The 26,445-nt window shown below is 72.1% G+C and carries 29 protein-coding genes and 2 tRNA genes; 17 read left to right on the forward strand and 14 right to left on the reverse strand.

Features of this window, described 5'->3' with window-relative positions:
• The 5 genes from EKO23_RS13725 to EKO23_RS13745 form a co-directional block, all read right to left on the reverse strand.
• Entirely contained in the window at positions 1 to 411 is a 411-nt protein-coding gene (locus tag EKO23_RS13725) for a DUF7144 family membrane protein (protein WP_134718220.1), read from the reverse strand.
• Between the two features lie 149 nt (positions 412 to 560).
• Positions 561 to 3,221: a helix-turn-helix transcriptional regulator gene (locus EKO23_RS26185; protein WP_134718222.1), complete on the reverse strand. Its 2,661-nt coding sequence runs from the start codon at positions 3,219 to 3,221 to the stop codon at positions 561 to 563.
• A 175-nt stretch (positions 3,222 to 3,396) separates the two neighbouring features.
• Complete coding sequence (locus EKO23_RS13735; protein WP_134718224.1) at positions 3,397 to 3,909, reverse strand: DUF1269 domain-containing protein; 513 nt, start codon at positions 3,907 to 3,909, stop codon at positions 3,397 to 3,399.
• Positions 3,910 to 3,945: 36 nt separating this feature from the next.
• Positions 3,946 to 4,434, reverse strand: a complete 489-nt coding sequence (locus EKO23_RS13740; protein WP_134718226.1) for a DUF1269 domain-containing protein — start codon at positions 4,432 to 4,434, stop codon at positions 3,946 to 3,948.
• Between the two features lie 143 nt (positions 4,435 to 4,577).
• Positions 4,578 to 5,132 carry a TM7S3/TM198-like domain-containing protein gene (locus tag EKO23_RS13745; RefSeq protein ID WP_134718228.1) on the reverse strand — a complete coding sequence of 185 codons (555 nt, stop codon included), beginning with the start codon at positions 5,130 to 5,132 and terminating at the stop codon, positions 4,578 to 4,580.
• A gap of 221 nt (positions 5,133 to 5,353) precedes the next feature.
• Here EKO23_RS13745 and EKO23_RS13750 point away from each other — a divergent pair, with 221 nt between their 5' ends.
• From EKO23_RS13750 to cls, 3 genes are all read left to right on the forward strand, one after another.
• Positions 5,354 to 5,569, forward strand: coding sequence for a hypothetical protein (locus tag EKO23_RS13750; RefSeq protein WP_167880470.1), 216 nt, complete (start codon positions 5,354 to 5,356; stop codon positions 5,567 to 5,569).
• A gap of 159 nt (positions 5,570 to 5,728) precedes the next feature.
• Entirely contained in the window at positions 5,729 to 6,145 is a 417-nt protein-coding gene (locus tag EKO23_RS25300; protein WP_167880471.1) for a DUF6325 family protein, read from the forward strand.
• 24 nt (positions 6,146 to 6,169) lie between these two features.
• Complete coding sequence (gene cls, locus EKO23_RS13765; RefSeq protein WP_246051080.1) at positions 6,170 to 7,663, forward strand: cardiolipin synthase; 1,494 nt, start codon at positions 6,170 to 6,172, stop codon at positions 7,661 to 7,663.
• A 320-nt stretch (positions 7,664 to 7,983) separates the two neighbouring features.
• On the opposite strand, the gene EKO23_RS13770 is transcribed toward cls, so the two are convergent.
• The 3 genes from EKO23_RS13770 to EKO23_RS13780 all read right to left on the reverse strand — a co-directional run bounded on the left by EKO23_RS13770 (position 7,984) and on the right by EKO23_RS13780 (position 8,733).
• The gene (locus EKO23_RS13770; RefSeq protein WP_134718234.1) at positions 7,984 to 8,208 is read right to left on the reverse strand and encodes a hypothetical protein; all 225 of its coding nucleotides are present in this window, start codon (positions 8,206 to 8,208) and stop codon (positions 7,984 to 7,986) included.
• Positions 8,209 to 8,321: 113 nt separating this feature from the next.
• Positions 8,322 to 8,394, reverse strand: a tRNA-Arg gene (locus EKO23_RS13775).
• Positions 8,395 to 8,463: 69 nt separating this feature from the next.
• The gene (locus EKO23_RS13780) at positions 8,464 to 8,733 is read right to left on the reverse strand and encodes a DUF6458 family protein (protein WP_175582694.1); all 270 of its coding nucleotides are present in this window, start codon (positions 8,731 to 8,733) and stop codon (positions 8,464 to 8,466) included.
• 133 nt (positions 8,734 to 8,866) lie between these two features.
• Between EKO23_RS13780 and EKO23_RS13785 the strand changes: the two genes are divergently transcribed.
• Positions 8,867 to 9,217, forward strand: coding sequence for a YciI family protein (locus EKO23_RS13785; RefSeq protein ID WP_134718237.1), 351 nt, complete (start codon positions 8,867 to 8,869; stop codon positions 9,215 to 9,217).
• A gap of 10 nt (positions 9,218 to 9,227) precedes the next feature.
• Here EKO23_RS13785 and EKO23_RS13790 read toward each other — a convergent pair whose 3' ends face one another.
• On the reverse strand, positions 9,228 to 9,413 hold the full coding sequence (locus tag EKO23_RS13790; protein ID WP_217702623.1) for a hypothetical protein: 186 nt from the start codon (positions 9,411 to 9,413) through the stop codon (positions 9,228 to 9,230).
• A gap of 290 nt (positions 9,414 to 9,703) precedes the next feature.
• Positions 9,704 to 10,291 (reverse strand): hypothetical protein, encoded by a 588-nt coding sequence (locus EKO23_RS13795; protein WP_134718241.1) that lies wholly within the window; start codon positions 10,289 to 10,291, stop codon positions 9,704 to 9,706.
• Positions 10,292 to 10,465: 174 nt separating this feature from the next.
• Here EKO23_RS13795 and EKO23_RS25305 point away from each other — a divergent pair, with 174 nt between their 5' ends.
• Entirely contained in the window at positions 10,466 to 10,609 is a 144-nt protein-coding gene (locus EKO23_RS25305; RefSeq protein WP_167880472.1) for a hypothetical protein, read from the forward strand.
• Positions 10,610 to 10,643: 34 nt separating this feature from the next.
• Here the strand turns inward: EKO23_RS25305 and EKO23_RS13800 are convergent, their stop codons facing one another.
• Positions 10,644 to 11,687 carry a matrixin family metalloprotease gene (locus EKO23_RS13800; protein WP_134718244.1) on the reverse strand — a complete coding sequence of 348 codons (1,044 nt, stop codon included), beginning with the start codon at positions 11,685 to 11,687 and terminating at the stop codon, positions 10,644 to 10,646.
• A gap of 209 nt (positions 11,688 to 11,896) precedes the next feature.
• On the opposite strand from EKO23_RS13800, the gene EKO23_RS13805 reads away from it, so the two are divergent.
• Together EKO23_RS13805 and EKO23_RS13810 are read left to right on the forward strand one after the other, a co-directional pair.
• On the forward strand, positions 11,897 to 13,081 hold the full coding sequence (locus tag EKO23_RS13805; protein ID WP_134718246.1) for an LCP family protein: 1,185 nt from the start codon (positions 11,897 to 11,899) through the stop codon (positions 13,079 to 13,081).
• A gap of 5 nt (positions 13,082 to 13,086) precedes the next feature.
• A complete protein-coding gene (locus EKO23_RS13810; protein WP_175582696.1) occupies positions 13,087 to 13,287 on the forward strand; it encodes a hypothetical protein in 201 nt (66 codons plus the stop codon).
• 60 nt (positions 13,288 to 13,347) lie between these two features.
• Here EKO23_RS13810 and mscL read toward each other — a convergent pair whose 3' ends face one another.
• Positions 13,348 to 13,716 carry a large conductance mechanosensitive channel protein MscL gene (mscL, locus tag EKO23_RS13815; protein WP_134718250.1) on the reverse strand — a complete coding sequence of 123 codons (369 nt, stop codon included), beginning with the start codon at positions 13,714 to 13,716 and terminating at the stop codon, positions 13,348 to 13,350.
• 60 nt (positions 13,717 to 13,776) lie between these two features.
• Positions 13,777 to 14,442, reverse strand: coding sequence for an SAF domain-containing protein (locus EKO23_RS13820; RefSeq protein WP_134718252.1), 666 nt, complete (start codon positions 14,440 to 14,442; stop codon positions 13,777 to 13,779).
• Positions 14,443 to 14,562: 120 nt separating this feature from the next.
• Here EKO23_RS13820 and EKO23_RS13825 point away from each other — a divergent pair, with 120 nt between their 5' ends.
• Together EKO23_RS13825 and EKO23_RS13830 are read left to right on the forward strand one after the other, a co-directional pair.
• Positions 14,563 to 14,928 (forward strand): FmdB family zinc ribbon protein, encoded by a 366-nt coding sequence (locus EKO23_RS13825; RefSeq protein WP_134718254.1) that lies wholly within the window; start codon positions 14,563 to 14,565, stop codon positions 14,926 to 14,928.
• 35 nt (positions 14,929 to 14,963) lie between these two features.
• Positions 14,964 to 17,546, forward strand: coding sequence for a penicillin acylase family protein (locus EKO23_RS13830; RefSeq protein WP_246051081.1), 2,583 nt, complete (start codon positions 14,964 to 14,966; stop codon positions 17,544 to 17,546).
• An 84-nt stretch (positions 17,547 to 17,630) separates the two neighbouring features.
• Here EKO23_RS13830 and EKO23_RS13835 read toward each other — a convergent pair whose 3' ends face one another.
• Positions 17,631 to 18,227 carry a 5-formyltetrahydrofolate cyclo-ligase gene (locus tag EKO23_RS13835; RefSeq protein ID WP_134718258.1) on the reverse strand — a complete coding sequence of 199 codons (597 nt, stop codon included), beginning with the start codon at positions 18,225 to 18,227 and terminating at the stop codon, positions 17,631 to 17,633.
• Between the two features lie 98 nt (positions 18,228 to 18,325).
• On the opposite strand from EKO23_RS13835, the gene EKO23_RS13840 reads away from it, so the two are divergent.
• The 8 genes from EKO23_RS13840 (at position 18,326) to EKO23_RS13875 (ending at position 26,210) form a co-directional block, all read left to right on the forward strand.
• The gene (locus EKO23_RS13840) at positions 18,326 to 19,711 is read left to right on the forward strand and encodes a UTP--glucose-1-phosphate uridylyltransferase (RefSeq protein ID WP_134718260.1); all 1,386 of its coding nucleotides are present in this window, start codon (positions 18,326 to 18,328) and stop codon (positions 19,709 to 19,711) included.
• Complete coding sequence (gene glp / locus EKO23_RS13845; RefSeq protein ID WP_134718262.1) at positions 19,704 to 20,933, forward strand: molybdotransferase-like divisome protein Glp; 1,230 nt, start codon at positions 19,704 to 19,706, stop codon at positions 20,931 to 20,933. The genes EKO23_RS13840 and glp overlap by 8 nt, the downstream gene beginning before the upstream one ends.
• 58 nt (positions 20,934 to 20,991) lie before the next feature.
• Positions 20,992 to 21,435, forward strand: a complete 444-nt coding sequence (moaC, locus tag EKO23_RS13850; protein ID WP_167880476.1) for a cyclic pyranopterin monophosphate synthase MoaC — start codon at positions 20,992 to 20,994, stop codon at positions 21,433 to 21,435.
• On the forward strand, positions 21,432 to 21,902 hold the full coding sequence (locus tag EKO23_RS13855; RefSeq protein ID WP_134718266.1) for a MogA/MoaB family molybdenum cofactor biosynthesis protein: 471 nt from the start codon (positions 21,432 to 21,434) through the stop codon (positions 21,900 to 21,902). Before moaC ends, EKO23_RS13855 begins: the two co-directional genes overlap by 4 nt.
• A complete protein-coding gene (locus tag EKO23_RS13860) occupies positions 21,899 to 22,501 on the forward strand; it encodes a GNAT family N-acetyltransferase (protein ID WP_134718268.1) in 603 nt (200 codons plus the stop codon). The genes EKO23_RS13855 and EKO23_RS13860 overlap by 4 nt, the downstream gene beginning before the upstream one ends.
• A 61-nt stretch (positions 22,502 to 22,562) precedes the next feature.
• Positions 22,563 to 23,393 (forward strand): divisome protein SepX/GlpR, encoded by an 831-nt coding sequence (gene sepX / locus EKO23_RS13865; RefSeq protein WP_134718270.1) that lies wholly within the window; start codon positions 22,563 to 22,565, stop codon positions 23,391 to 23,393.
• A 72-nt stretch (positions 23,394 to 23,465) separates the two neighbouring features.
• A tRNA-Ala gene (locus EKO23_RS13870) sits at positions 23,466 to 23,541 on the forward strand.
• Between the two features lie 290 nt (positions 23,542 to 23,831).
• On the forward strand, positions 23,832 to 26,210 hold the full coding sequence (locus EKO23_RS13875) for a lysylphosphatidylglycerol synthase domain-containing protein (protein ID WP_167880473.1): 2,379 nt from the start codon (positions 23,832 to 23,834) through the stop codon (positions 26,208 to 26,210).
• The last annotated feature ends 235 nt before the right edge of the window (positions 26,211 to 26,445 follow it).

Raw genomic sequence — 26,445 nt, forward strand, 5'->3', positions numbered from 1 at the left:
TCAGCGTCGGGCGAGCTGCACGCAGATCGCCCAGATCACCAGGGCGTCGAAGGCGATCACGAGGATCGACCAGAACGGGTAGTAGGGGAGGAACGCGAAGTTCGACAACGCGCTCAGGAACGCCAGCACCAGGCCGGCGATGTTGGCGACGACGTTGTTCAGCGCGATCCCGATGCCGACGGCGACCGCCGCGGCGCCGAGCAGCATCAGCCACCAGCCCCACGTGGTCAGGTCGAGCTTGTAGGAGTACTCGACTCCCCGCACGAACACCTCGTCCTCGAGGACCGCGGCCAGGCCCTGCAGGATCTGGAACGACCCGAGCGTGGCGAGCAGGACGCCCGCGAACGCGGTCGTGCCCATCACCCAGCCGCCCTTCGTGGACTCCTCGAACTGACGATCCGACTGGCTCATCCCGACCTCCTGGAAGCGGCTCCGGGGCGCACGTCGTTGCCCCTGCATGGTGCCCCGACGCTAGGGCAGCAGCGGTCTGGACGGGTCACCCGAACCGTGCGAAGTGACGACCACGTCGCACGGTTCGCACCGCCAATTCGCACGGTTCGTCAGAGGAGGTTGCGGTCCTGCGCGGTGCGCAGCGCCGCGCGGCGGCCGGTGACCCCGAGCTTGCGGTAGACCGAGGCCAGGTGGGTCTTCACGGTGTTCTCGCTGACGTAGAGCGCCACGGCGATGTCGGTGTTGCTGCCGCCACGCTCCAGCGCCCGCAGCACCTCGACCTCGCGGGGGGTCAGGTCGTCGGGCTGCCGGTCCGCAGCGTGTGCAGCAGCCGCGGGCCGCGGACCGTGCGTCCCCTCCGGCGTCTGGTCGGGGTAGGGCCGTCGGAGGCGGCGTACGGCGTCGAGCAGGGGTGCGGCCAGCGGATGGCCGCCCGGACGCTCGACCTCGGCCACGAGCAGGTCGGCGAACCCGTCGGTGATCATCGGACCGGACACGACCGCGATCGTGAGCAGGCGCTGCGGCGCGATCCGGGCCAGCGCGTCGGGCAGCAGCCGGCGGGCCTGCGCGGTGGAGGCGGGGGTGCCGATCCGGTGCAGGAAGGCGACCCGGCTGACCGCCGCTGCCGCTGCGGTCACCCGGGGCAGGCCGGAGCCCACCGCGTCCTCGGCGCTCAGGTCGCGCGAGCTGAGCAGGCTGTCGAGCTCCCGGACCGCCTCGCGCTCGTTGCCGGCCAGGCCCTGCGCGATCGCGCGGGTCAGCCGGGCGTCTGCCTCGTGACAGGCCCGGCTCATCTTCGCCGCCTCGGCCTCCATCGCCGCCAGGTCGCCCATGAAGCCGGCCGCGCCGGCCCGGAACAGGGCGAAGTGGCGGGCGACGTACGCCGGCAGCGGGGCGGGCAGATCGGCGTCCCGCTCGAGCAGCCGCCGGGCGCCCTCGAGGTCTCCGACGGCGATGCCGAGGCCGGCGTCGAGCAGCGCGACGTACGCCGCGTCGATGGGGTCGTGCGACTCCACCGCGAACGCGCGGACGGTGGCGAGGTCCTCGGCGGCGGCGGGGTAGTCGGCCGCGTAGAACCGGGCCACCCCGCGGACGAGGACCGCCCGCGGCCCCGCGGCCGTGGCCGCGCCGTCGCGCAGGCACTCCTCGGCGTCGTCGGCCGCGCTCTGGTAGGCGCCGTGCACCATCTCGAGGGTGGCCCGCACCGCCAGCACGGCCGTCCTCAGGAACGGCAGGTCGAGCCGTTGGGCCTCGGTGGCGGCGGCACGGACGTGGGCCGAGGCGGCATCGAGCTCGTTCGCCCACACCTGCAGCCCGGCGAGCTCCAGCATGAGCCAGGCGCAGCGCAGCGCGGACACCCCCACCAGGTCGTGGGCGGGTTCGCCGTCGGGGGACTCGTGGGTGCAGCGCAGCGCGGCGGCGGCCCGGGCCGCCGCACCCCGTCGCGACCGCCAACCGCTCTTGGCGGCCCAGATCTCGAGCAGCGCCAGGTCCACCTCGAGGTCGCGCTCGGTGGCGGCTCCGATCGTGTGCAGGTCGAGGCCGGGACCGGTGGGCTCGTGCTCGAGCGCGCGGTCGGCAGCGGCCTTGGCCTCCTCCTGCCGACCGAGCGCCCAGAGCAGCAGCGCCTGTGACGCGGCGAGGCGGGGGTGGGAGTCACGGACTCCGGCGGGTACGGAGGCCAGCGCGTCCTCCAGCAGGGACAGCTCGCCCTGCGTGACCAGCTCGGGGGCCACCGTGCGGATGACGGAGTCCTGGAGGTCGACGTCGGCGGTGCGGCCGGCGTGGTGCAGTGCCCGGGCTGCGTCGCCCGTGCGGAGGTGGTGGAGCGCGGCCCGACGGTGGGCGTCGACGTACGCCGTCCGGTCGTGGCCGCCGGCCGTGGTGGTCCGTCGTACCAGCTCGACCAGGAGCGGGTGGAACCGCCAGGCCGGACCGATCGTGCCGAGCGGCACCGGCTGCCGGGCGACCAGCAGCCCCTGTCCGGCGGCGGCGTCGAGCAGGTCGCCCGCGCTCTCCGAACCGGTCAGCACCTGGACGGCGTCGAGGTCGACGGTGCCCTCGCCGGCGACCCGGACGAGCACGTCGTGCAGGCCGTCCTGCGACTCCCCGAGCACCTCGCTGCCGAGGTAGTCGAGGACCGGCGGCAGCGGGACGGTCGCTCCGTTGTGCGTGGGTGCGTCGGCGTCGGCGAGGGCCAGGCCGCCGAGCACGAGCGAGCCCGCCCAGCCGCCGCTCTCGGCCACCACCGCATCCACCTGAGCCCGGTCCGCGCGGGGGTGGTGCGCGCGCACCAGCATCGCGGCCTCCTCGTCGGCGAAGGCGAGGTCGGAGAAGTGTGCGGTCTGGGTCTCGCCGGCCAGCACCATCGCGAACGGAGGCTGGGCCACCCCTCGCCTGCCGACGAGCAGCACGCTGAGGGTGCCGTCGGCGTCGTGCGCGAGCCGGGCGAGAGTCGTGACCGTCCCGTCGGGGAGCAGGTGGGCGTCGTCCACGACCAGGACCAGGGTGCGGGGGCCGGGGGAGCGAACGGTCTGCTCCGCGAGGCGGACGGCGTCCTCGGCCTGGTCGGGAGCGAACCAGCGGACCTCACCCCCGGCAGCCGCCTCCCACGCCAGGACCGCGGCCGTCTTCCCGCAGCCGGCGGGGGCCACGAGCAGGCTGACGGGCGTGGTGGTGACCCGGGCGAAGAAGGAGTAGAGCCGGGAGCGGCCGAACAGCGTCCGGGGCGCGCCGGTCGACCCGAGGGCCCCCGTGGACTGGACGCTCACTCGGTTTGCGGACGGGCCTGCTCCGGACCCGGTTCCGGGCACCATTTGTTCGCTCCCCGGGTGCCCGCCCAGCTCACTCGTGCTCCCTGTGGGCGCTGGCACCCGCCCCCATTGTGCTGTCCCGAGGCGTGGCTGCCAAATGGGTTGGTTGGATCAGGCAAGGAGGGGGTTCGGGCTACGTCTGCTCCGGTTCCTGGGGCTGCTGCCGGCGGGCGAGGGCCTCGCGCAGTAGCTCCGGGGCGTCGTCGTCGAGCGCGGCGTGCACCAGGACGGCGTCGTCGTGGAGGAGGGGCTCGATCGCCTCGATGTCCTCGTCGGAGGAGAGCACGAGCAGGGCGGAGCTGCCCGGCCGCAGCGCCTCCCGGACGTTGGCGAGCACGTCGGCGTCGATGCCGGTGCCGCGCAGTCGTTGGGCCACCGCACCGATGGACGCGCCCGCGGCGGCGCCGACGGCCGGCGCGAGCACCAGCGTGCCGACCAGGGCGCCGAGCACCGACCCCTTGCCCGCGGCCGACGCCGTCGCATGGGCGACGTGCCCGATCACGGGCTTGTCGTCGGCAGGCATCCACGTCACCGTGATCGCGTCGTGGACGGTCAGCAGCTTGCGCTCCGTGGCGACCTTCAGCCGCACCTCCGCCGACCCGGCACCGGCTGCGGTGTCGTAGCGCCACACCGTGAGGGTGGGCATCGGTCGATCCCCGGTCGCCCCGGTGTCCCCGGCCCCTCAGTCCTCGAAGACCTGGCGCAGGGCGTTCTCCTGCTCCGTGCTCAGGTTCGTGAACAGCAGCTCCGAAGGCTGGTTGCCGGCGAACGCGTCCTGGACCTTGTCCATGACCGCGTCCGAGCTCATCACGAACAGGGCGGAGGTGCCCGGGGTGACCCGGTCGCGGATCTTGTTGATGAAGCTGTCGTCGATGCCGACGTCGGCCAGGGAGCCGGCCAGCGCGCCGGTCGCGGCACCGATCGCGGCACCGAGCAGCGGCACGAAGAAGATCAGTCCGAAGAGCAGTCCCCAGAACGAGCCGCCGAGCGCGCCGGCTGCCGTGGTGTTGCTGAGCTGCCGGGTCTTCGGCTTCTTGCGGTCCGAGGGCCACGAGACGGTCGCCGCGTCGTGGACGGTGATGAGGTTCTGCTTGGCCAGGTCCTGCAGGGTCCGCGAGGCCTCGTCGGCGGCGTCGGCGCTGTCGAACTTCCAGACTGTCAGTGTGGCCATCGGGGCTCCTTGGGTGCGGTGCCGAGGCGTCCGAGCTGTCGCCGTCGGGCTGGTGGCACCAGCGTTCGTGCCCGGGGTACGGCCTGCCTCCCCCGAATCACGTGAAAGCCCGCGAGCGAGATGGTCCCCAGGGGGTCCCGCGGTCAGTCCCGGCCGGACCGGCCGCCGCCCTGCACCTGGCGTCCGGCGAGGGTCAGCGCCACCCAGGCGACGCCGAAGACCACGGTGCCGGCCGTGGTGTCCGGGCGCCAGAAGAGGTCCGTCGAGTCGCTTCCCCACCGACCGATGCCGGAGAGGATGAGCGCGGCACCGGCCAGCGACGTCGCCCAGACCAGGAACGGGCGGCGGAACCGGGTGGCCAGGAAGCCCGAGACCAGGGCCACGGCCGGGATGAACACGACTGCCAGTGCCCAGGTCGGGTCGCCGCGCTCGATGAGCACGAACAGCTTCGCGCCGACGACGGCACCGACCACCATGCCGACCACGAACATCACGAACGACGCGGCCAGCAGCGTGACCACGAAGGCGACGCCGGCCGCGACCACCGAGACGACCAGGGTGGTGGCGAGACCGGCGTCGAAGGCAACCGCGAGCATCCAGCCGAGGCCGAACCCGGCCACGAGGACCGTCAGCCGCAGGAAGCGGGCACCGAAGAAGCACTCGATGATGCCGAGGACGATGAGCACGGCGACGGACATGCGGTACCTCCCGGGGGCGCTCGGCCGGTCCCCGGCAGCATGCGGGTCGCCCGCTGCGGGGTGCTTCGCCCGTTTCTGGTGAGGTCGTCCGGCCGGGTACTGCCTAGCGTGTCGTTCCGAGGGGTGCGAGAGCCGGTCGGCCCTTCGACGATGGTGCGGGAGGGCGGCATGGGTTCCGTCGCAGTCGATGCCGCGTCGCGGGTCGCGCCGAGGATCACGAGGTGAGGGCGCCCATGACGAGGATGCTGATCCGTGTGGACGGGGAGATCTCCGACGAGCTGGCAGGCGCGTTCCCGCACATGACGACCCGGACGCAGCGCGCGTCGACCACCTTCACGGGCGACCTGACCGACCAGGAGGAGCTCCAGGGGATGCTCAACCTGCTGCACTCGCTGGGGATCACGGTGCTCGAGGTGGTCACCATCCCGGAGGACTGACCCGGCCCTTCGCCGGGCGTCGACCGCCCCAGGGCGGTCCGCTGGCGGCTCACCCGTCTCGGGTGACGCTCGCGGGCGTGCGTCCCCCTAGCGTGCGGGCGAGGCGGCGTACCGTCGCGGGGCGCGGTCGCCCCGGCCGGACGGGGAGAGCGAGGCGTGATGGCACGAGGACCGGTCGAGGTGCTGTTCCTCTCGTTCCCGGCCGAGGCCGCGGTGGACCAGGTGGTCGACCTCCTGCGCCGGCCGGTCGACGCGGGGCTGCTCACGGTGGTGGACCTCGTGGTGTTCCGGCGCGACCCGGAGGGCGGCCTCGTCTTCGACGACCTCGAGCAGGGCGAGGAGCACTCCGTGGCGCGGGCACTGCTCAGGATCGACAGCGACACCCTGCTCACCGACCTCGACCTGGAGGTGCTGGCCACCTCCCTCGCCGACGACGCGCAAGGTGCGGCCGTGGTCGTGGAGCACGTGTGGGCGACCGACGTCGCCGAGGGACTGCGCGACCTCGGTGCCGAGATGACGATGACGGTGCGGGTCCCCGTGGACGAGGTCGACGCGGCCTTCGCGTCCGCGGACTGACCTGCCGGGGACCGGGAGCGACCAGTGGACGTGTGGGGCTGGCTGGCGACGCTGTTCGCCGCGGCGGTGTGGATCGCCCAGATCGTGGTGTTCGTGCTGGCGCTGTGCGTGATCCCGGGCAACCGGAAGCCGTCGACGGCGATGGCCTGGTTGATCCTCATCCTGGCCGTGCCCGGGTTCGGGATCCTCGCCTTCCTCATGTTCGGCGGCACCAGCGTCGGCCGGAAGCGTCGGGAGTGGCAGCGGCAGGTGAACGAGCGGGTGATGGAGGAGCTGGCCCGGGAGGAGGCGCCCCTGCCCCCGCCAGGCGCTCCCGGCGCCGACGGCACCGGCGCGCTGGCGGGCATGGTGCGGCTGAACCAGGGCCTGAGCTCCCTGCCGATGTCCTACGGCAACACGCTCGAGGTGCTCACCGACTACGCGGGTTGCTTCGACGCGATGCGCGCCGACGTGGACGCCGCGACCGACTTCGTGCACGTCGAGTTCTACATCTCGGCCTGGGACGACTGGACCGACGAGCTGCTGGGCTCGCTCGCGGCCGCAGCCGAGCGCGGGGTGGAGGTGCGCCTGCTCTTCGACCACCTGGGCAGCCACGGGATCCCGGTCTACAAGCAGTTCCTCGAGAAGCTCGCGGGGACGAAGATCCAGTGGGCGCGGATGCTCCCCATCCGGCCGCTGAAGGGCGAGTTCCGCCGGATCGACCTGCGCAACCACCGCAAGATTCTCGTGGTCGACGGGACGGTCGGCTGGACCGGCTCGCAGAACCTCATCGAGCCGGGCTACAACAAGCCCAAGAACCACAAGGCCGGACGGGAGTGGGTCGAGCTGATGGCCCGCGTGACCGGCCCGTGCGTGCGCCAGCTCAACCTGGTGTTCTCGACGGACTGGGTCGCCGAGACCTCGGGGTCGATCCTGCACACGCTCGCCGAGACCCCGACCGTGCCGGGGCGCCCCGGCGCCGCGACCGAGGTGGCCTGCCAGGTGGTGCCGAGCGGCCCCGGCTACGCGACCGAGAACAACCTGCGCCTGTTCAACTCGATGCTCTACTCCGCGCAGCGTCGGCTGTCGCTGACCAGCCCGTACTTCGTGCCGGACGAGTCGCTGCTCAGCGCGGTCACCACGGCTGCCCAGCGGGGGGTCGAGGTCGAGCTGTTCGTCTCCGAGGGCGCGGACCAGTTCATGGTCGCGCACGCCCAACGGTCCTACTACGAGGCGCTGCTGCGGGCGGGCATCCGCATCTGGCTCTACCCCGAGCCGTACGTCCTGCACGCCAAGCACTTCACGGTCGACGACGACCTGGCCGTGATCGGCTCCTCGAACATGGACTACCGCTCGTTCGCGCTCAACTACGAGGTGGTCATGCTGGTCAGCGACCCGGAGGTGGTGACCCGGATGCGCGAGGTGCAGGACGAGTACCGCCGGCTCTCCCGGGAGCTCACCCTGGAGGAGTGGACGGCACGCGGCCGCCCGGCGCGCTACCTCGACAACGTCATGCGGCTGACCGCGGCCCTGCAGTGACCGACGTACCGGTCGTGGCCGGCGGCTGAACCGCGGGTCAACTCACCCGGGACGGGTGAGGTCGCCCGGCTGGGACGCATGGCTTACTGGCTGCGAGCACCGCCCGAGGCGCCGGGCTCGGCCACCGTCGGGAGACCGACGTGGGCCCGAGGCACCACCCGGCGACGCGGGACGGCGCTCGTCGTGGGACGACCGGGGGTCCCCCGGCTCCCACAATGCCGGGGGACCTTCGGCTCGGTCCGGTGGGTGCCGGGTCAGCCGCGACGCGACCCACCCCCGAGGGCCGCGCTCGTCGCGGTGATCGGACAGCCACGGCCTGGTCATCGCGGGCACGCCCCGATCGCCCAGACGTCGTCCGCCCGGTCGACGTTCGCGGCGGGATCCGGCGGCACGCGTCGCCAGGTACCGGCCGTGGACCTGCGCCCGACGGATCCGTCCAGGCGCCTGCGGGACCCGCCCTGGTGCGTGTCGAGCCGCTGCACGGTCATCGGGAAGGCCCACGGCGTCCCGATGACGAGCATCGTCGTCAGCTCGGCCAGCAGCACGGTCCCCCCAGGGAGTCGGATCGCTGGTCCAACGCAGGGGTGGGTGGCCGGGTTACGGCGGCGACCGTCAAGCCTGGCGCCCGACGAGGCGCGGGTGCGGTGCGCGGGTGCGGTGCCCCAGGCAGGAGTCGAACCTGCGACCTTTCGCTTAGGAGGCGGCTGCTCTATCCGCTGAGCTACTGGGGCGGCGATCGGAATGGTAGTCGGGCCGGGGGCCCGGGCTCCCATCGGGCGAGAACGCCTCCCCGGCTCGACTCAGTAGCGACGGCGACGCCGACGGCGCTCGATGACCGGCTCTTCCTCGATCACCTCGTCCTCGACGTACCGCGGGCGCTCCTCGACGACGGTGTGGGAACGCTGCCGCTGGTTCAGCAGCACGAAGTGCAGCACCAGCAGGACCGCTCCGGCCAGGACGAGGATCAGGCCGAGTGCGTACTCGCCGATCCCCGGCACGTCGACGCGCAGGGCGAAGGTCAGGACGAGTCCGATGACGATGAGGGTGATTCCTGCGCCGATCCTGCTCATGATTCTCTCCTCGGGTCCGCTGTTCGACCCTCTGTTCCCGATGGGCGAGCCGCCAAACGAGCACCCGCCCGCGGAGGCGACGGGAACGGCGGCTGCGCGGCGCGTGGCTCGGGCGAGGCCTACGATCGGTGGCATGGACTTCGACCGCTACACCGTGGTGCTGCTGGTGACCCCGGACCAGCCGCCGCAGCTCTCGGAGGACGAAGCCGACCGGCTCCAGGACGCACATCTGGCCCACCTGGCCGACCTGCACGAGCGCGGCGTGCTGCTCGCCGCGGGGCCGGTCGGTGACCCGGGCGGCGCGCGCTACTACCGCGGGCTGTCGATCCTGCGCTGCGAGCCGGACGAGGCCTTGCGGCTCAAGGGGGAGGACCCGGCCGTTCAGGCCGGTGTCTTCGAGCTGGTCGCGATGCCGTGGATGCTGCCGGCGGGCGCGATCCACTTCACTCCGACCACGTTCCCGCGGTCGACCGAGGACGTCTGAGCGGGACGCTTCAGGCGTGCAGCGCGGCGAAGGTCTCGTAGACCATGTACGCCGGCCAGAACAGCCCTTGGAAGACCGCGTAGAGGTACTCCCAGAACGCGTCGGCCTGCTGGAAGTAGTAGACCCATGCGCCGAAGATGCCGAGCCCGTAGATCGCACCACCGCCCGCGGCGGCACTCGCGTTGTTGTTGCCCACGAGTGGCCCTCCTTCCGGTCCGTCGGCCGCGTCCATCGTGGCCGTACGGCGGGTGGCGGAGGAAGGGTCGAAGGACCCGGCGGCCGCGACCCCCGGACGGAGGCCCCGCGGCGGTCCTAGCCTCGTGCCGTGACTCGTCGCGCGCCGGCGCACCTCGTGTGGCTGGCGTACTGGGGCGGGTGGGGCTTCATCGGGACGCTGTCGTGGACGACCGCCGCGGTGTACTTCATCCGCGACCTCGGCATGTCGCCCCTCCAGCTGGTGCTCGCGGGCACCGCCCTCGAGGTCGCCTACTTCTGCTTCGAGATCCCGACCGCGGTGGTCGCCGACCTCTGCAGCCGACGGCTCTCGATGGTGGTGGCCGCGGTTGTCTCCGGCATCGCCATGATCGCCATCGGGCTGCTCTCCTCCGCCGGCTGGGTGATCGCGGGCATGGCGCTGTGGGGGGTGGGATGGACGTTCCGCAGCGGCGCCGAGGACGCCTGGCTGGCCGACGAGGTGGGCAGCGAGCGGCTCGGCCCGTCGTACCAGCGCGGTGCCCAGGTCGGCCGCGTGACCGGCTTGCTCGGGATCGTCGCCGCGGTGGCCCTGGCGCTCGCAGACCTGCGGCTCCCGTTCGTCGCCGGCGGTACGGCGCTCGTGCTCGCGGTCGCGCTGGTGGTGGCGATGCCGGAGGAGGGGTTCCGCCGGGGCGGCGCGCGCGAGCACGAGACGCTGGCGACGATGCTGCGCACCGTCGGCGACGGCGCCCGGGTGGTGCGGGCCAGCCCGATCCTGGTGCTGATCGTGGTGATCTTCGTGTTCCTCGGCGCCTTCGAGCAGGGCTTCGACCGGCTGTGGGAGGCGCACCTGCTGCTCGACGTGGGCCTGCCCGACATCGGGGGCCTCGGCGACGTCGCGTGGTTCGGCGTGCTCGGCGCGGCCACGCTGGTCCTCGCGTTCGCCGTCGCCACCCCGCTCGTCAGCCGGGTCGAGCGGCTGCGGGCGGGCCGCCTGGCGCGACGGGCATCGCCGGGAGCCTGGGTGAGTGGGCCGGAGGTCCGGCGCTCGGCGTGGTCGGCAACCGCTCGGGCGTCCGGGCGGCCCTGGGCTGCGGCGCGCTGCTGCTGGCACCGACGCTGCTGCTGTTCGCGCGGGCGGTGGCGCACCACGGCCGGCTCCTCGACCAGCCCGAGCCGGTGCCGGACCCGACCTGACCCGACTCGTCCGGTCAGGGTGCGACGTGCCCGGTCAGGGGGCGACGCGGAGGGCGGCCACCCGCGGTGCGACCGTCCGCGTGCCACGGGCGGAGGTCGCCGGCGAGGTCGGACGGACGCACCCGAGCTTGCTGCCCCGCGCCTCGAGGCCGTGCAGGTCACCGCGGCCGAACCGGGCCGCCGAACGTGTGAGGTAGGCGTACATCATCTGGGCGCTCGCGCCGCTGTGCGAGAGCCCCATCGCGTGACCGATCTCGTGCATCAGGGTGTCGCCACGGGTGAGGCCGGTGCCGAAGCCGCCCTTCATCCGGACGTTGGAGTTCACCACGACCATGCCCTTGCTGATCTTGCTCGTGCGGGAGCCGTCGCCGTTGTAGTAGCCGGTGCGGGCGAGCGCGGCACCGACCCCGGCGGCCCGGGGGTACATCCGCAGCAGCGAGGACTGGCTCGGCCTCGCCCAGGCCACCACGATCTCGGTGTCCGCGGGGTACCAGCTGTTGCCGCCGTTCGACGGGATGCCGGTGGTGGTGCCGCGGTAGGCGAAGCGGAAGCCGGTCGCCTGCGAGATCCGGGCCACGGCCGCCTTGGTGTCGCGGACCGCGCCCGCACCCCCCTGGCGCGCGTTGACCCGGAAGCCGATCGTCGTGCACGGGTCCCAGCGGGTCATGGAGTCGAAGCTGTAGCGGTACTGCCCGACCCGGCCCCGCGGCGTGTAGGACGGGACCACGCTGGCCCGGAACTCCGTGGTGGCCGCGGTGTCGCTGCGGACCCGGTAGCTGCGGGTGCCGACCCACCAGGTGGGGATCCGGAAGCGGTAGGCCCCGTCGGCCCCGGTCGAGGCGGTCGAGACCGCCCGCCACCCGCCGAGCACCCGCTGCTCGAGCGTCACCACGCCGGCGTCGCTGGCCCGGCCGGTGACGTACCGGTCCGCACCCCGGACGATCGTGGGGGCCGGCCAGGCGGCCGAGGTCTCGCTGCCGCTGCTCGAGGCCGGCGTGCTCGACGGGAGCAGCAGCGCGGCGACGGCGAGCACCAGGGCGCAGACCCGGAGCCACCAACCGGGGGTGAGGTCGGACATATTGGCGAGTTTAAGTAACCAATTACTCGCGCGAGGGGGTTTTGTTACCGAAAGGTGGATCGGGTACGGAGCCGCCGGGTCGGGGGACCCCGCTGTCGCATCGTCCGACAACTGGGTGTATTCGCGCGGATCGCGTAGCCTTCTGGCCGGTGGCTGCGCACCGCGGCCGCCTTTTTCCTGCCCGCGAACCGAGGTAATGGCCGAGAACGTTGTCCCGACACCGAGCGAACCCCAACGCGTCTGACGATCCCGACGCCCGCCATCGCGGCAACGCCGAGACCCGCCACCAGGTGCTGCGGGCCTTCGGCTACGTCGTGGTGGCGATGTCCGTCGTCGTCGGTCTCTTCTCGGTGTACTCCTACCGTCACTTCAACGAGAACCTCACCATTCTCGACGTCACCTCGCAGCTCGGTGACGACCGCCCCGACAAGGTGGAGGTCGAAGGTCCCCGCGAGCCGATCAACGTGCTTGTGATGGGGTCCGACAGCCGCGACGGGAAGGGCAACAACATCGACGGCCTCAGGGGCGGCGGCCAGCGCTCCGACACGACCCTGCTGATCCACCTCTCCGCGGACCGCGAGAACGCGTACGGCGTGAGCCTGCCGCGCGACGCCATGGTGCAGCGTCCGACGTGCTTCACGAAGGACAAGAAGGAAATCCCGGGTGGCTTCGACATGTGGAACGCCGCCTTCTCCGTCGGTGGGCCCGCCTGCACGATCCGGCAGTTCGAGCAGCTGACCCATGTCAAGATCGACCACTTCGTGGTGGTCGACTTCAACGGCTTCAAGGACATGGTCGACGCGATCGACGGCGTCAAGGTGTGCATCCCCGAGGACGTCGACGACCCGGTCGGCAACATCCACCTCAAGGCGGGCACCCGCGAGGTCAAGGGTCAGGAGGCCCTCAACTACGTGCGCATCCGCCACAACATCTCCAACAACGGCGACATCGGCCGCATGAAGCGCCAGCAGGCCTTCGTCGCGGCGATGACGAACAAGGTGAGCTCCGCCGGCACCCTGTCGCGGCCGGACCGCCTCTTCGGGTTCGTGAACGCGGCCACCAGCTCGCTGACCCTCGACCCGGGCCTCAGCTCGGTGAAGAAGATCGCCGACCTGGCCGGCCAGTTCCAGGACACCGGGCTGGACAAGATCAAGTTCGTCACGATCCCGTTCGCGGCCTACGAGCCGGACCCCAACCGCCTGGTGTGGAGCGGGGACGCCGACAACCTGTGGCGGAAGGTCCGCAACGACATGCCGCTGTCCAAGCGGCTCAGCACCGAGGCGATCACCGCGGCCGGCAAGTCCAAGGATCCGAAGAAGTCGGCGGCCCAGGCCGCCGGCACGGTCACCAAGACCGATGAGGAGACCGCGGCGGCCAACGGGCTCTGCGCGTGACCGCGATGGGCGACGAGCGCACCCCCGACGACACCCCCGACGACGGTCCGGGCGCCGAGCCGGACTGGGCTCGTCGCAAGCGGCTCGCGGACGTGTTCGGTGACGTGCTGCCGGAGACCACCGGCGACGACCGCGCCCCTCGCGAGCCGACGGGCGACCGCGACGACGAGTGGCTGCAGCGGCAGGTGCCGCCCCACCACGGCTGACCCAGCGACGTACGACGAGGCCCGCCCCGGGGGGACGGGCCTCGTGACGTGGGGTGCCGGTCAGACCTGCGGGCGCCGGGCGAGCAGGTCGCGGATCTCCTCGAGCAGGAGCACGTCGTCGGGCTTGGCGGCCGGCGGCTCCGTCTTCTTGAAGTGGGCCAGGGCCTTGTTGTACGGCGTGACCACGAAGAAGTAGAGGACGGCCGCGACGATCACGAACGAGATCAGTGCGTTGATGAACAGCCCCACGGTCACGCCGGCCAGCTTCACCGAGCCGAAGTCCGGCTCGCCGCCGACCTTGCCGATGAACCCCATCAGCACGTCGGTGAACGTGCTGACCACCGAGGCGAACGCGAGGCCCATGATGAAGGCCACCGCCAGCTCGACCAGGTTGCCCTTGAGGATGAACTCCTTGAATCCCTGCACCATCGCGGTCTCCTTCCGACCCGGCCGCCTCTGGACCTGGGTCACGTTGGGGTCCGCCACAACCTAGCCCGACAGCGTGAGGACCAGACAACCCCGCACGGCCGCCGCGGACACGGTCCCGGCGAGCCCCGGTGACGTGCCAAGCACCACCAGGCGGCCGCTCACCACGCCTCCGGTCACCGGCCCGGCGACGGCGTCGTCGCGGGGGAGGGCGAGCACCGGCACGCCACCGGCGAGGCGCTGCGCCGCGGAGGCGTCGGTCTCGGTGACCAGCAGGTCGACCCGGTCGCCGACCCGCAGCAGGTCGACGGTGCCCGGGTCCGGGATCCGCACCGGCACCGCGACCAGCCCGGGGTAGCCGTGCAGCAGCGACGGCCCCACCAGGCGCACGTCGGTCACCGGCTCGCCGCGACGCAGGGGTGCGGCCAGCGTGCGGCCCACCGCCTGCCCGCGCGCCGCGACCCCGTCGGGGGCCGAGTCCGGCCGGAAGGCGGTCGCGGCCAGGTCGTCGCTCGCGAGGACCGTGCCGGCCGGGAGGTCGCGGGCCGCGACCAGCACGGTGACCGTGGTCGGCGGCGGGGGAGCGACCGCGTGGAGGCCGGCCAGCACCGCCCCACCCACGCACAGTGCCGACAGCAGCCGGCGGTGCCGCAGCACCCGTCGGCGTACGGCGCGGCGCGCGGCGGCCAGGTCGGCCCGGGTGGAGCGGGCGGCGCGGGGTCGGGGCATGGGTCGAGGCTAGGCAGCCCCCCGGACTCGGCGTGGGTGTTGTCCACAGGTGACGTATCTTTGGCTGTCGGGCCGGCCGCCGCGCCCACCCGACGACCCAGCAGTGGAGGTTCCCCCGTCGTGCCCACCTACCAGTACGCCTGCACCGAGTGCGGGCACCACTTCGAGCAGGTGCAGAGCTTCAACGACGACGCGCTGACCGTGTGCCCGGTGTGCCACGGTCGCCTGCGCAAGGTGTTCAACGCCGTCGGCGTGGTGTTCAAGGGCTCGGGCTTCTACCGCACGGACTCCCGGTCCGGCACCAACGCCAGTGTCCCGGCCTCCTCGACGTCCTCCGACGGCGGCTCGCCGGGAGGCTCGTCGGGCGGTTCGTCCGGATCGTCCGGATCGAGTGACGGCGGCACCTCCAGCGGCGCCACCACGTCGTCGTCCGGGTCCTCGACGGGCTCGTCCTCGTCGACCTCCGGCAGCGCCTCGGCCTCCTGACCGGCCCCGGTCACCCGACCGGCACAATGACCCGCGTGCCGGATCTGAGGAGCAGCTGGAGGACCTTCCGAGCCTGGCCGTGGGCGGCACGTTGGGCGGTCTACGGCGTGGTCGCCGTGGTCCTGCTGATGGTGGCCTCACTGGTCACCGGCGTGGTGCTGGTACGACGGTCGTGGCCGGAGACCGCTGGTGAGATCACGGTCCCCGGGCTCGAGGGCCGGGTCGAGGTGGTCCGCGACGAGCACGGCATCCCGCAGATCTACGCGGACACCACCGCCGACCTCATGCGCGCCCAGGGCTACGTGCACGCGCAGGACCGCTTCTTCGAGATGGACGTACGCCGCCACGTCACCGCCGGCCGCACCTCCGAGCTGTTCGGCGAGGACGGGCTGGAGACCGACAAGGTCGTGCGCACGCTCGGCTGGCGCCGGGTCGCCGAGCGCGAGCTGCGGCTGCTGGCGCCCGAGACACGGGAGGCGCTCGAGGCCTACAGCGCCGGCGTCAACGCCTACCTCGACGGGCGCTCGCTCAGCGAGATCTCCCTGGAGTACACCGTCCTGGTCGCGGGTGGGCTCGACTACACCCCCGAGGAATGGGGCCCGGTCGACTCGTTGGCCTGGCTCAAGGCGATGGCGTGGGACCTGCGCGGCAACATGGACGACGAGATCGGACGGGTGCTGGCCGGGGTCAACCACAGGCCCGACCAGGTCGACGAGCTCTACCCGCCGTACCCCTACGACGAGCACGACCCGATCGTCGGGCAGGGCGCCGTGGTCGACGGTCGCTACGAGTCGCAGGCAACCGGCCCCGGCACCCGCAACCCGGCCCGGCCGGCGTGGACCGCGGACCAGGTGGCCGCGCTGGACGACGCGCAGAGCGGCCTGCATGCGGCGCCGGCGCTGTTCGGCCGCGGCTCCGGGCTGGGCAGCAACAGCTGGGTCGTCGACGGCGAGCACTCCGCGACCGGCAAGCCGCTGCTCGCGAACGACCCGCACCTCGGGACCAGCATGCCCGGCATCTGGTACCAGGTCGGCCTGCACTGCCGCAGCGTCTCGGCGGCCTGCCCCTACGACGTCTCGGGCTTCAGCTTCTCCGGAGTCCCCGGCGTGGTCATCGGCCACAACCGCGACATCGCCTGGGGGTTCACGAACCTCGGCCCGGACGTCACCGACCTCTACCTGGAGAAGACCGAGGGCAACCGCTGGCTGTACGACGGGAAGATGCGCCGGCTGAAGGTTCGGCGGGAGACCATCAAGGTCCGCAACGGTGACGACTTCGACCTGACCATCCGGGAGACGAAGCACGGGCCGCTGATCTCCGACGTGTCCCGCGAGCTCAGCACGGTCGGTGCGAACGCCGAGGCACCGGAGGGACCGGACCGCGGCAACGGCTTCTCGGTCGCGCTGGAGTGGACCGCCCTGCAGCCCTCGAACACCGCCGACGCCATCCTGGAGCTCGACCGGGCGTCCGAATGGGACGAGTTCCGCTCGGCAGCCGCCGACTTCGCGGTGCCGGCCCAGAACCTGGTGTACGCCGACACCGAGGGCCACATCGGCTACCAGGCGCCGGGCCGGGTCCCGATCCGCAAGTCGGGCAACGACGGGCTCACCCCGTCGGCGGGCTGGCGGCCGGAGAACGACTGGAGCGGGCAGTACGTCCCGTTCGACGCGCTGCCGAGCGTGCTCGACCCGGACGAGGGGTTCGTGGTGACCGCGAACCAGGCGGTCGCGGGGCCGTCGTACCCCTATCACCTGACCGACGACTGGGACTACGGCTACCGCTCGCAGCGGATCCGGAGCCTGCTGCTCGACGAGGGCGACCTGTCGGTCGACGAGATGGCCGACATCCAGCTCGACGACTACAACGCGATGGCGCCGGTGCTGGTGCCCTACCTGCTCGACGTGCAGCTGCCCCGGGGCTACTTCCGCGGCGGTCAGCGGCTGCTCGCCGACTGGGACTTCCGCCAGCCTGCGGACTCGGCGGCCGCGGCGTACTACAACGCCGTCTGGCGCAACCTGCTGGCGCTGACCTTCCACGACGAGATGCGGGAGTCGCAGTGGCCGGACGGCGGGAGCCGGTGGTTCGCGGTGCTGACCCGGTTGCTGCGGCAGCCGGCCAACGCGTTCTGGGACGACCGCGACACCGAGACCGTCGAGACCCGGGACGACATCCTCACGGAGGCGCAGCTCGAGGCGCGCGACGAGATGACCCGGCGGCAGGCCCGGCGCCCGGACGAGTGGGAGTGGGGCCGGCTGCACCGCATGGACCTGCACAACCAGACGCTGGGGGAGTCCGGCGTCGGCGCGGTCGAGTGGCTGTTCAACCGCGACGACTGGCGGATCGGCGGCGGCGACTCGATCGTCAACGCGACCGGCTGGGACGCCGGCGTCGGCTACGGGGTCGTCTGGGCACCGTCGATGCGGATGGTGGTCTCGCTGGGCGACTTCGACGACTCGCGCTGGATCAACCTCACCGGCGCCAGCGGCCACGCCTTCCACCCGAACTACACCGACCAGACCGAGCTGTACGTCGACGGCCGCACCCTGCCCTGGGTGTCCACCCGCGACGCCGTCGACGAGGCCGGCGAGGACACCCTCACCCTGCTCCCCGGCGACTGACGGCGAACTTGACGCGCAGTTCCGACGCTTGTCGGCCGGAATTCTGCCTGTCATGTGCAGGATCCCCCGGTCAGCCGGGGATTCCTACCCGAACACCCGCACCCCCGACGGCGTGGCAGCCGCGACCACCCGCCGGTCGTGCTCCTCGTGCGGGACCCCGGGCAGCAGCTCGTCGTCGAAGAGCAGCACGCAGGTGAAGGTGCCGGCGGGGACCCGGGCCAGCGCGCGGTCGTAGCAGCCGCCGCCCCGGCCGAGCCGGGTGCCGTCGGCGGCGACGGCGAGGCCGGGCACCAGGACCGCGTCGGCGCCGGCCACCGCGTCGACGCCGAGCCGCGGGCCGGCCGGCTCCAGCAGCCCCATCCGGGCCGGCACCAGGGAGGTCGACCCGCGGTAGACCGCCCAGTCGAGGTCGAGGTCGGGCAGCACCACCGGCACGATCACCCGCTTGCCGGCCTCGAGCAGGGCGTCGAGGAGGGCGCCGGTGCCGGGCTCGGTCCCGATCGAGACGTACGCCGCGACCGTGGCCGCCCGGCGTACCTCCGGCCGGGTCAGCAGGTGGTCGGCGATGGCGCGGGCGAACTCGCCGAGCTCCAGCAACGGCCGCCGGTTGCGGTTGGTGACGAGCTGGTCGCGGAGGGCGGTCTTGGCGGCGGTCGCACCCGGCGACCCGAGGTCGGACATGTCGCAACACTAGGACCAACCCGGGGACGTGGGCCCGGGCCGGGGCCGACCCGTGACGCCCGTTCGGTTTGGGACGCGAACGGCCCTACGATCGAGGTATGGGCAGTGATGCGTTGAACCGGGCGCGGGACAAGATGGTGCAGGCGGGTGTCGACCCCGTCGCCATCGACGTCTTCGCCCACTACTTCCGGCTCCTCGAGCACGGCGAGACCGGGATGATCCCCGAGTCCGCCATCGACCCGCACGACATGGAGTCCCTCGACGACGTCGAGGTCTCCGACGACGTCGCCGCCGACGCCATCGCGAGCACCGTGGTGATCAAGCTGAACGGTGGCCTCGGCACGTCGATGGGCATGGACCGCGCGAAGTCGCTGCTCTGCGTGCGCCGCGGCCTGTCCTTCCTCGACATCATCGCCCGCCAGGTGCTCTTCCTCCGCGAGAAGTACGACGTGCGCCTGCCGCTGCTGTTCATGAACAGCTTCCGCACCTCCGCCGACACCATGGCCGCGCTGGCCCGCTACGACCAGCTGCCGGTCGACGGGCTGCCGCTGGAGTTCCTGCAGAACAAGGAGCCCAAGCTCCTGGCCAAGGACCTCTCGCCGGCGACCTGGTCGAGGAACCCCGACCTCGAGTGGTGCCCGCCCGGCCACGGCGACATCTACACCGCGCTGCTGGGCACCGGCCTGCTCGACCAGATGATCGCCGCCGGCTACCGCTACGCCTTCGTCTCCAACTCCGACAACCTCGGCGCGGTGCCCGACGCCCGGGTGGCCGGCTGGTTCGCCTCGACCGGCGCGCCGTTCGCGATCGAGGCCACCCGCCGTACCCCCTCGGACAAGAAGGGCGGCCACTTCGCCCGCCGCAAGTCCGACGGCCGGATCATCCTGCGCGAGACGGCGCAGACCCCGGAGTCCGACCGCAAGGCGCTGGCCGACGTCGACCGCCACCGCTACACCAGCACCAACAACCTGTGGTTCGACCTGGCCACGATGCGCGAGACGCTGCGGGCCCGCCAGGGCGTGCTCGGGCTGCCCCTGATCCGCAACACCAAGCACCTCGACCCGAGCGACCCGACGACCCCGGAGGTGATCCAGATCGAGACCGCCATGGGCGCCGCGATCGAGGTCTTCGAGGACGCGCGGACCATCGCCGTCGGTCGGGACCGGTTCGTGCCGGTGAAGACCACCGACGACCTGCTGGTGCTGCGCTCCGACATCTACGACCTGGGCGCGGACTTCGTGCTCGACATGGACGGAGGGACGTTGCCGTACGTCGCGCTGGACCCGGAGTTCTACAAGTTCGTCGACGACTTCGACAAGCGGTTCCCCGAGGGCGCACCGTCTCTGCGCCACGCGACCCGGTTCACGGTCACCGGTGACTGGACGTTCGGCCGCGGGGTGAGCGTCGAGGGCGACGTCGAGCTCGACCGGCCGAGGTCGGCGCAGCGGGTGGCCGCGGGGACGGTGCTCGGTGCCGATGCCTGAGCAGACGACCGCCCCGCTCCCGGTCGCCGAGCACGTCGCGCGCATCCTCGATGCGGTCGAGCCGCTGCCGGTCTTCGACCAGCCGCTCCTCGAGGCGCTCGACCTGCCCGCCGCCGAGGACGTGACCGCACCGATGGCGCTGCCGTCGTTCGACAACTCCGCGATGGACGGCTACGCCGTGGTGTTCAAGGACGTCGCCGACGCCCGCGAGGACCGCCCCGTGCACCTGCCGGTGGTCGGCGAGATCGGCGCCGGGCAGGCCAGCATGCTGGCGATGTCGCCGGGGACGGCGGTGAAGATCATGACCGGCGCCCCGGTGCCGCAGGGGTGCGACGCCGTCGTGCCCTACGAGTGGACCGACCGCGGTGTCGCGCACGTCCAGATCGGCAAGGCGCCGACCGAGGGCCAGCACATCCGCCGGGCGGGCGAGGACGTCCGCGTCGGCGACGTGCTGGTCTCCGAGGGCACCGTCCTCGGCCCGCGGCACATCGGTCTGCTCGCGGCATCCGGTCGCCCGACGGTGCGGGCCCGCCCGCGGCCGCGCGTGGTGGTGATGTCGACCGGGTCGGAGCTGCGCGAACCCGGCATGGCGCTCGGCCACGACTCGATCTACGACGCGAACTCCTACATGCTCGCCGCCGCGGTCCGCGCCGCGGGTGGCATCCCCTACCGCGTCGGCGCCGTGCCGGACGACGTCCGCGGGTTCACCGAGGCGCTCACCGACCAGCTGGTGCGCGCCGACATCGTGGTCACCAGCGGCGGCGTCAGCCAGGGCGACTACGACGTGGTGAAGGAGGCCCTCTCCGGGCTCGGCACGGTCTGGTTCGGCGACGTCGCGATGCAGCCGGGCAAGCCGCAGGGCTTCGGCGTGGTGGGTGACGAGGAGACGCTGATCTTCACGCTGCCGGGCAACCCGGTGTCGTCGTACGTCTCGTTCCAGGCGTTCGTGCTGCCCGCGCTGCGCAAGCTCCAGGGCCGCCGCCCCTACGAGCGCCCCTCGCGCACCGCCCGGATCACCCACGGACTGCGCTCGATCCCCGGCCGCCAGCAGATGGTGCGCGGCCAGTACGACGCCTCGGTGGTCACCCCGGTCGGCGGCCACGGCTCGCACCTCATCGGCGACCTGGCAGACGCCAACTGCCTGGTGGTCGTGCCGGCGGAGACCGAGTCCCTCGCCCCCGGTGACACCGTGCAGGTGCTGCTCCTCGACCAGGAGTTCTGAGGTGGCCGACCCGCAGGCGGACCGCCTCACCCACGTCGACGAGGCGGGCGCCGCGCGCATGGTCGACGTGTCCGGCAAGGCGGTGACCGCCCGCGCAGCGACCGCCACGGGCCGGGTGCTGGTCAGCCCGCAGGTGGTCGCGCTGCTGCGTGGCGAGGGCGTGCCCAAGGGCGATGCGCTCGCGGTGGCCCGGATCGCGGGGATCATGGGTGCCAAGCAGACGCCGGCACTGGTCCCGCTCTGCCACCCGCTCGCGATCTCCGGCGTCACCGTCGACCTGGCGGTCGCCGACGACGCGGTCGAGATCAGCGCGACCGTGCGCACCTCCGACCGGACCGGCGTCGAGATGGAGGCCCTGACCGCGGTCTCGGTGGCCGCCCTCACCGTGGTCGACATGGTCAAGGCCGTCGACAAGGCCGCCACCATCACCGACGTGCGCGTGGAGGCGAAGACCGGCGGCAAGTCCGGCGACTGGACCCGCCCCGACCGGGACCCGTCATGAGGGCCGTCGTGGTCGTCGCGTCCAACCGCGCGGCCGCCGGCGTCTACGACGACACCACCGGCCCCCTGATCGTGGACGCCTTGCAGGGCTGGGGGTTCGACACCGAGGGACCGCTGGTGGTGCCCGACGGGGAGCCGGTCGGTGACGCGATCCGGCAGGCCGTGGCCGGCGGCGCCCGGGTGGTGCTCACGACCGGCGGCACCGGGCTCACCCCCACCGACCGCACCCCCGAGGTGACCCGGCCGCTGCTCGACCGCGAGGTGCCCGGCATCGCCGAGGCGATCCGTGCGTACGGCGCCGCGAAGGGCGTCGCCACCGCCGCGCTGTCGCGGGGGCTCGCCGGGGTCGCGGGCGACTGCGTCGTGGTGAACCTGCCCGGGTCGCGCGGCGGCGTGAAGGACGGGCTGGCCGTCCTCGAACCCCTGCTCCGGCATGCCGCGGAGCAGGTGGTCGGGAGCGACCATTGACTCCCGCCTGGCCGGTGGTGCTCCGGCGGGGCGGGGTGGTCCTCCGTCCGCTGGAGCTCTCGGACGGGAAGGCCTGGCGTGAGGTGCGTGCCCGCAACGCGGCCTGGCTGAAGCCGTGGGACGCCACCGTCCCGCCGGGTACCGGCGGCCGCCCCGCGACGTACCGCTCGCTGGTGCGCAAGCTCTCCCGCCTGGCCCGCGAGGACCAGGCGATGCCGTTCGCGGTGGAGGTGGACGGCGCGTTCGTCGGCCAGGTGACCGTCAACAACATCGTGCGCGGTTCGGCGCAGTTCGCCTCCATCGGCTACTGGCTCGACCAGCAGGTGGCCGGCCGCGGGATCATGCCGCTGGCGGTCGCGATGGCGATCGACCACTGCTTCACCACGGCCGGACTGCACCGGGTCGAGGTCTGCATCCGCCCGGAGAACACCAACTCCCTGCGCGTGGTGGAGAAGCTCGACATCCACGAGGTCGGCTACGCTCCCCGTTTCCTGCACATCGACGGCGCCTGGCGCGACCACCGGATCTTCGCGATCACCGCCGAGGACTGCCCGGAGGGACTGGTCGCACGACTCGAATCCCACCAGTCACAGGAGTAGTTCTGCGACACACCTATGGACATGCGCCTCATGTTGCGCTAGTGCTCCTAACCTCAGGTGCGTGGACCTGTCCGGAATGATCTTCGTCGCCCTCGCCGTCGCCTGGGCCGTGTACCTGATCCCCAAGGCCCTGCGTCACCACGACGAGGTGGCCCGCAGCAGGTCGGTGGACCGGTTCTCCAACACCATGCGTGTCCTGGCCCGCCGCGAGCCCGTCAACAAGCGCGACGTCCGGCTGGTCGTCACGCCCGGACGTGCCGCGGCCGCCGCCGAGGTCACCGTCAAGCCGTCCGCAGCCGCGCCCACCCCTGCGCAGCTGCGAGCTCGTCGCGAGGCCGCGAAGCGGGCCACGAAGCGCCGCCGCCGGGTGCTCGGCCTGCTCCTCCTCGCCAACGTCGTCGTCTCCACCCTCGCCGCCCTCGAGGTCGTCGCCTGGGTGTGGGAGGCGATCCCGGCGGGGCTCGTCGTGGTCTGGCTGGTCCTGTGCCGGGTGATGGTGAAGTCCGAGCGCCGCGGGCTCGCGCCGGTCTCCGCCGTCGCGACCGCTGACGCCCCCGTCGACGCGCCCGTCGACGAGGAGGTCCCCGCCGAGTACGCCGTCGAGCGCAACCGCCAGGGCTTCGACGAGGTAGCCGCCTCCGCCGAGACCGCCACCATGCCCGCGGTCGCCGACGGCACCCTGTGGGACCCGCTTCCGGTCACCCTCCCGACGTACGTCACGAAGCCCGCGGCAGCCCGCCGTACCGTCCGCACGATCGAGCTCGGCGAGCCCGGCGCGTGGACCTCCGGACGCACCGAGGAGAGCGCCGCGATGGCCCGCGAGGCCGACGCCGCCGCGGCCTCGGCGCGCGACGTCGGCGATGAGCCGGAGCGCCGCGCGGTCGGCTCCTGACCGCACCGCCCTCCCGATTCGGAGGGCACCGGCACCGGTGGTATCTTTTCCACTCGCGTCGTACGACGCACTGGGGCTGTGGCGCAGTTGGTAGCGCGTCTCGTTCGCAATGAGAAGGTCAGGGGTTCGAATCCCCTCAGCTCCACCAAATGCGATGTCCCGCGACACCGTTGGCAGGTGTTGCGGGACATCGTTGCATTTCAGGTCGTTGTTGGTGCTGGTCCGGGCGGACGTCCAAGGGGCTGGTCGTTCTCCACCCTCGGGAACTGGGAATCCAATCACGCAAGGCGTGGCAAGACCGATGAAGACCCGCGCCCCGCCCAACCTGGCGGTCGCCGCAGTGCTCACGAGCGCGATCCGATGAGTTGCCGGTCCCGTCAAGGGCGAGTTGCATGTGAGGCACGCACCCGTTCGAGCGCCGCTGGGAGGGGCAGACCCATGGCAGCGGAGATGCCATCACGACCCCGAGGAATCGGCCCGGTGATGCTGACCGATTACGAGGCCGGCCGCCGAAACCGGCGCGCGATCGACGCGGTGCTCCTCGGCGTGATGGCACTGCTGACTGGCCTTGCCGCAACGATTGCGAATTCTGCTCCGAACCAGGACCAGGCTGTGGGACAGGCGTTGGTCACCATCCTCGGATGGGCCCCCAGCATGTGGCGCGCAGCAGTACTGTGCGCGCTTGCGCTCGCGGCGGTCGTCCTCGTCGTGATCACGGTGCGTGGGCGCTGGGCATTGCTCCGCGACGTCGCGCTGGCACTCGTCGCGCTGGCAGGGACGGGCAGTGTGGTCGGCCGCATCGTCGGCCCTGACTGGCTAGCCGTCGACAACGACCTGTGGTCGCGGTGGGGCTTTCCGGAGTACCGGCTCGCGGCGGCCATCGCGATCGTCACCGTTGTCGGGCCCGAGCTCGTCAGGCCAGTCCGCGCACTCTTCGCCTTGCTCGTCGTTGCAGCCGGTGTCGGCCAGCTCGCCTTGGCGGCAGCGCTGCCGTCCGACGTGCTGGGGGCGGTGGCATTGGGACTCGGCGCCGGTGCGCTCGTCCGACTGGTCTTCGGATCTGCGGCCGGCGTCCCTCCGTCGGCCGACGTACGAGACTCGATGCTGGACGTCGGCGTCGAGCTCGACGACCTTCGCCCTGTGGCGCCACAAGAAATGGGCTCGGCGGTGTACGCCGGTTACGACCGTGAGGGGCATGCTGTCCGCGTCCGCGTCCTTGGACGCGACGCCCAGGACACGCAGCGGTTCGCACGCCGGTGGCGCTTGCTGGCTTACCGTGATCCTCGTAGGAGCGCGCCGATCGGGCGACTGGAGCAGGTCGAGCACGAGGCGTTGGCCATTCTGATGGCGGCCAAGGCCGGCGTTCGTGTTCCGGAGGTCGTCATCGCCGCGCTCGGCCGAGGTGGCGATGCAGCCGTCGTCACGCGACAAGCCGACGTCGATCCGCTGGAGCTGGTGTCGCCCTCCGAGGTCCGTGATGCGACGCTCGTGGAGCTCTGGCGCCAGGTAGCGAGGATGCACGCTGCCGGAATCTCGCACGGGCGTCTCAATGCGTCCCGTGTGATCCTCGACCACGAGGGTCAACCCGTCATCGTCGGGCTCGCCGCGGCCACGCTGGGTGCGCCGCAGCCGGCGCTCGACATCGACGTAGCCGAGCTCCTCGTCTCCTCAACGGTGCTCGTCGGGCCCCACCGTGCCTTGAGCGCGGCAGTCAGAGGGTCCGGCGTCGACACCGTGAAGGGCTCGCTGCCCTTCCTCCAGCGCGCCGCCCTCACGCCCCACACACGCGAGTTCGCCAGATCCCACGAGGTAGCACTCGAGGAGCTGCGCACGTCGGCGGCGGAGGCCGCGGGAACCGTGCCGGTCGAGATCGCCCCCATGACCCGGATTCGGCCGCGCAATCTGCTGTTGACCGCCGCCATCGCCGTGTCGGCGTACCTGCTCATCGCGCAGCTGGCCGATATCGGCTTCACGACGATTGGCGACTACGTGAGAACCGCCCAGCCGGTGTGGCTTCTCACGGGGCTCGTCCTGGCGACGCTCGGATTCGTCCCCCAGGCGATCTCGCTGCGCGGGGCGGTGGCCACGCCGCTCCCACTGCTGCCCTGCGTCGTTTTCGAGTCGGCGCTCAAGTTCGTCAACCTCACCGTCCCTGGCGCGGCCGGCACGCTCGCGGCCACGGTGCGATTCGTCCAACGCCTGGGCGGAACGGCAGCCGAGGCCGTCGCGTCCGGGGCGGTCTCCAACGTGGCCGGGAAGCTCGTGAAGATCCTCCTCGCCCTCCTCATGCTGCCGTTCGTCCGAGACGGACTCGGCAACCTCCACCTCCACGTCGGTACCCCCGACAGCAAGCTGGTCTCCGCGATCCTGACGGCGATCGTCTTCAGCGGGCTCGTGATCTGGCTCGTTCCCGCCGTGAACACGAAGATCATCCCACCTCTTCGCGAAGGCTTCGCCGCGCTTCGGGTCGTGCTCCGCGACCGGCGCAAGCGCCTCGAGCTGTTCGGCGGGAAGCTGGCCGGCGAGCTGACGTTCGCCCTCTGCCTCGGTGCCGTGTGCCACGCCTACGGCGTCGGCCTCAGCATCGCCGAACTGCTGGCGATCAACGTCGCCGCGTCCGTGCTCGCCGCCTTCATCCCGGTTCCCGGCGGCGTCGGAGCCGCCGAGGCCACCCTCACTGCCTTACTGATCGCATTCGGCGTCGATGATTCCACGGCGTTCGCGATCGCCATCAGTCAGCGCCTCTGCACGCATTACCTCCCGCCGATCTGGGGCGCCTTCTCCCTGCGGTGGCTGCGGAAGCGAGGATTTGTGTAACTGGGTGTGTCCGTGTTGAGCGCCCGTGGCCGCGGCGGTCGTTCTCGGCTCCACCCACGGGAACCGGGCTAGCGAGCTGATGCTGGAGCACTGAGCGAGCAAGACGTCACCGGTCGGCTCGACCTCGCCCTGGTGGACCGGGGCGTCACCGCGGCCGCCGGGCACAATCTCAGCCGGAAGCACCACGCCGAGGTCCGTCAGGTTGGGTGGGACGACAAGCAGCAGGTCCACCCGG

It is taken from the genome of Nocardioides guangzhouensis, from assembly GCF_004519545.1.
Lineage (GTDB): Bacteria > Actinomycetota > Actinomycetes > Propionibacteriales > Nocardioidaceae > Nocardioides > Nocardioides guangzhouensis.

Coding starts and splice junctions, on each gene's coding strand:
- EKO23_RS13725 (WP_134718220.1), bottom strand. CDS start 411: ATGAGCCAGTCGGATCGTCAGTTCGAGGAGTCCACGAAGGGCGGCTGG.
- EKO23_RS13735 (WP_134718224.1), bottom strand. CDS start 3,909: ATGCCCACCCTCACGGTGTGGCGCTACGACACCGCAGCCGGTGCCGGG.
- EKO23_RS13740 (WP_134718226.1), bottom strand. CDS start 4,434: ATGGCCACACTGACAGTCTGGAAGTTCGACAGCGCCGACGCCGCCGAC.
- EKO23_RS13745 (WP_134718228.1), bottom strand. CDS start 5,132: ATGTCCGTCGCCGTGCTCATCGTCCTCGGCATCATCGAGTGCTTCTTC.
- EKO23_RS25300 (WP_167880471.1), top strand. CDS start 5,729: ATGGCACGAGGACCGGTCGAGGTGCTGTTCCTCTCGTTCCCGGCCGAG.
- EKO23_RS13780 (WP_175582694.1), bottom strand. CDS start 8,733: ATGAGCAGGATCGGCGCAGGAATCACCCTCATCGTCATCGGACTCGTC.
- EKO23_RS13785 (WP_134718237.1), top strand. CDS start 8,867: ATGGACTTCGACCGCTACACCGTGGTGCTGCTGGTGACCCCGGACCAG.
- EKO23_RS13795 (WP_134718241.1), bottom strand. CDS start 10,291: ATGTCGGGCAGGCCCACGTCGAGCAGCAGGTGCGCCTCCCACAGCCGG.
- EKO23_RS13800 (WP_134718244.1), bottom strand. CDS start 11,687: ATGTCCGACCTCACCCCCGGTTGGTGGCTCCGGGTCTGCGCCCTGGTG.
- EKO23_RS13810 (WP_175582696.1), top strand. CDS start 13,087: ATGGGCGACGAGCGCACCCCCGACGACACCCCCGACGACGGTCCGGGC.
- mscL (WP_134718250.1), bottom strand. CDS start 13,716: ATGGTGCAGGGATTCAAGGAGTTCATCCTCAAGGGCAACCTGGTCGAG.
- EKO23_RS13820 (WP_134718252.1), bottom strand. CDS start 14,442: ATGCCCCGACCCCGCGCCGCCCGCTCCACCCGGGCCGACCTGGCCGCC.
- EKO23_RS13835 (WP_134718258.1), bottom strand. CDS start 18,227: ATGTCCGACCTCGGGTCGCCGGGTGCGACCGCCGCCAAGACCGCCCTC.
- EKO23_RS13840 (WP_134718260.1), top strand. CDS start 18,326: ATGGGCAGTGATGCGTTGAACCGGGCGCGGGACAAGATGGTGCAGGCG.
- glp (WP_134718262.1), top strand. CDS start 19,704: ATGCCTGAGCAGACGACCGCCCCGCTCCCGGTCGCCGAGCACGTCGCG.
- moaC (WP_167880476.1), top strand. CDS start 20,992: ATGGTCGACGTGTCCGGCAAGGCGGTGACCGCCCGCGCAGCGACCGCC.
- EKO23_RS13855 (WP_134718266.1), top strand. CDS start 21,432: ATGAGGGCCGTCGTGGTCGTCGCGTCCAACCGCGCGGCCGCCGGCGTC.
- EKO23_RS13875 (WP_167880473.1), top strand. CDS start 23,832: ATGGCAGCGGAGATGCCATCACGACCCCGAGGAATCGGCCCGGTGATG.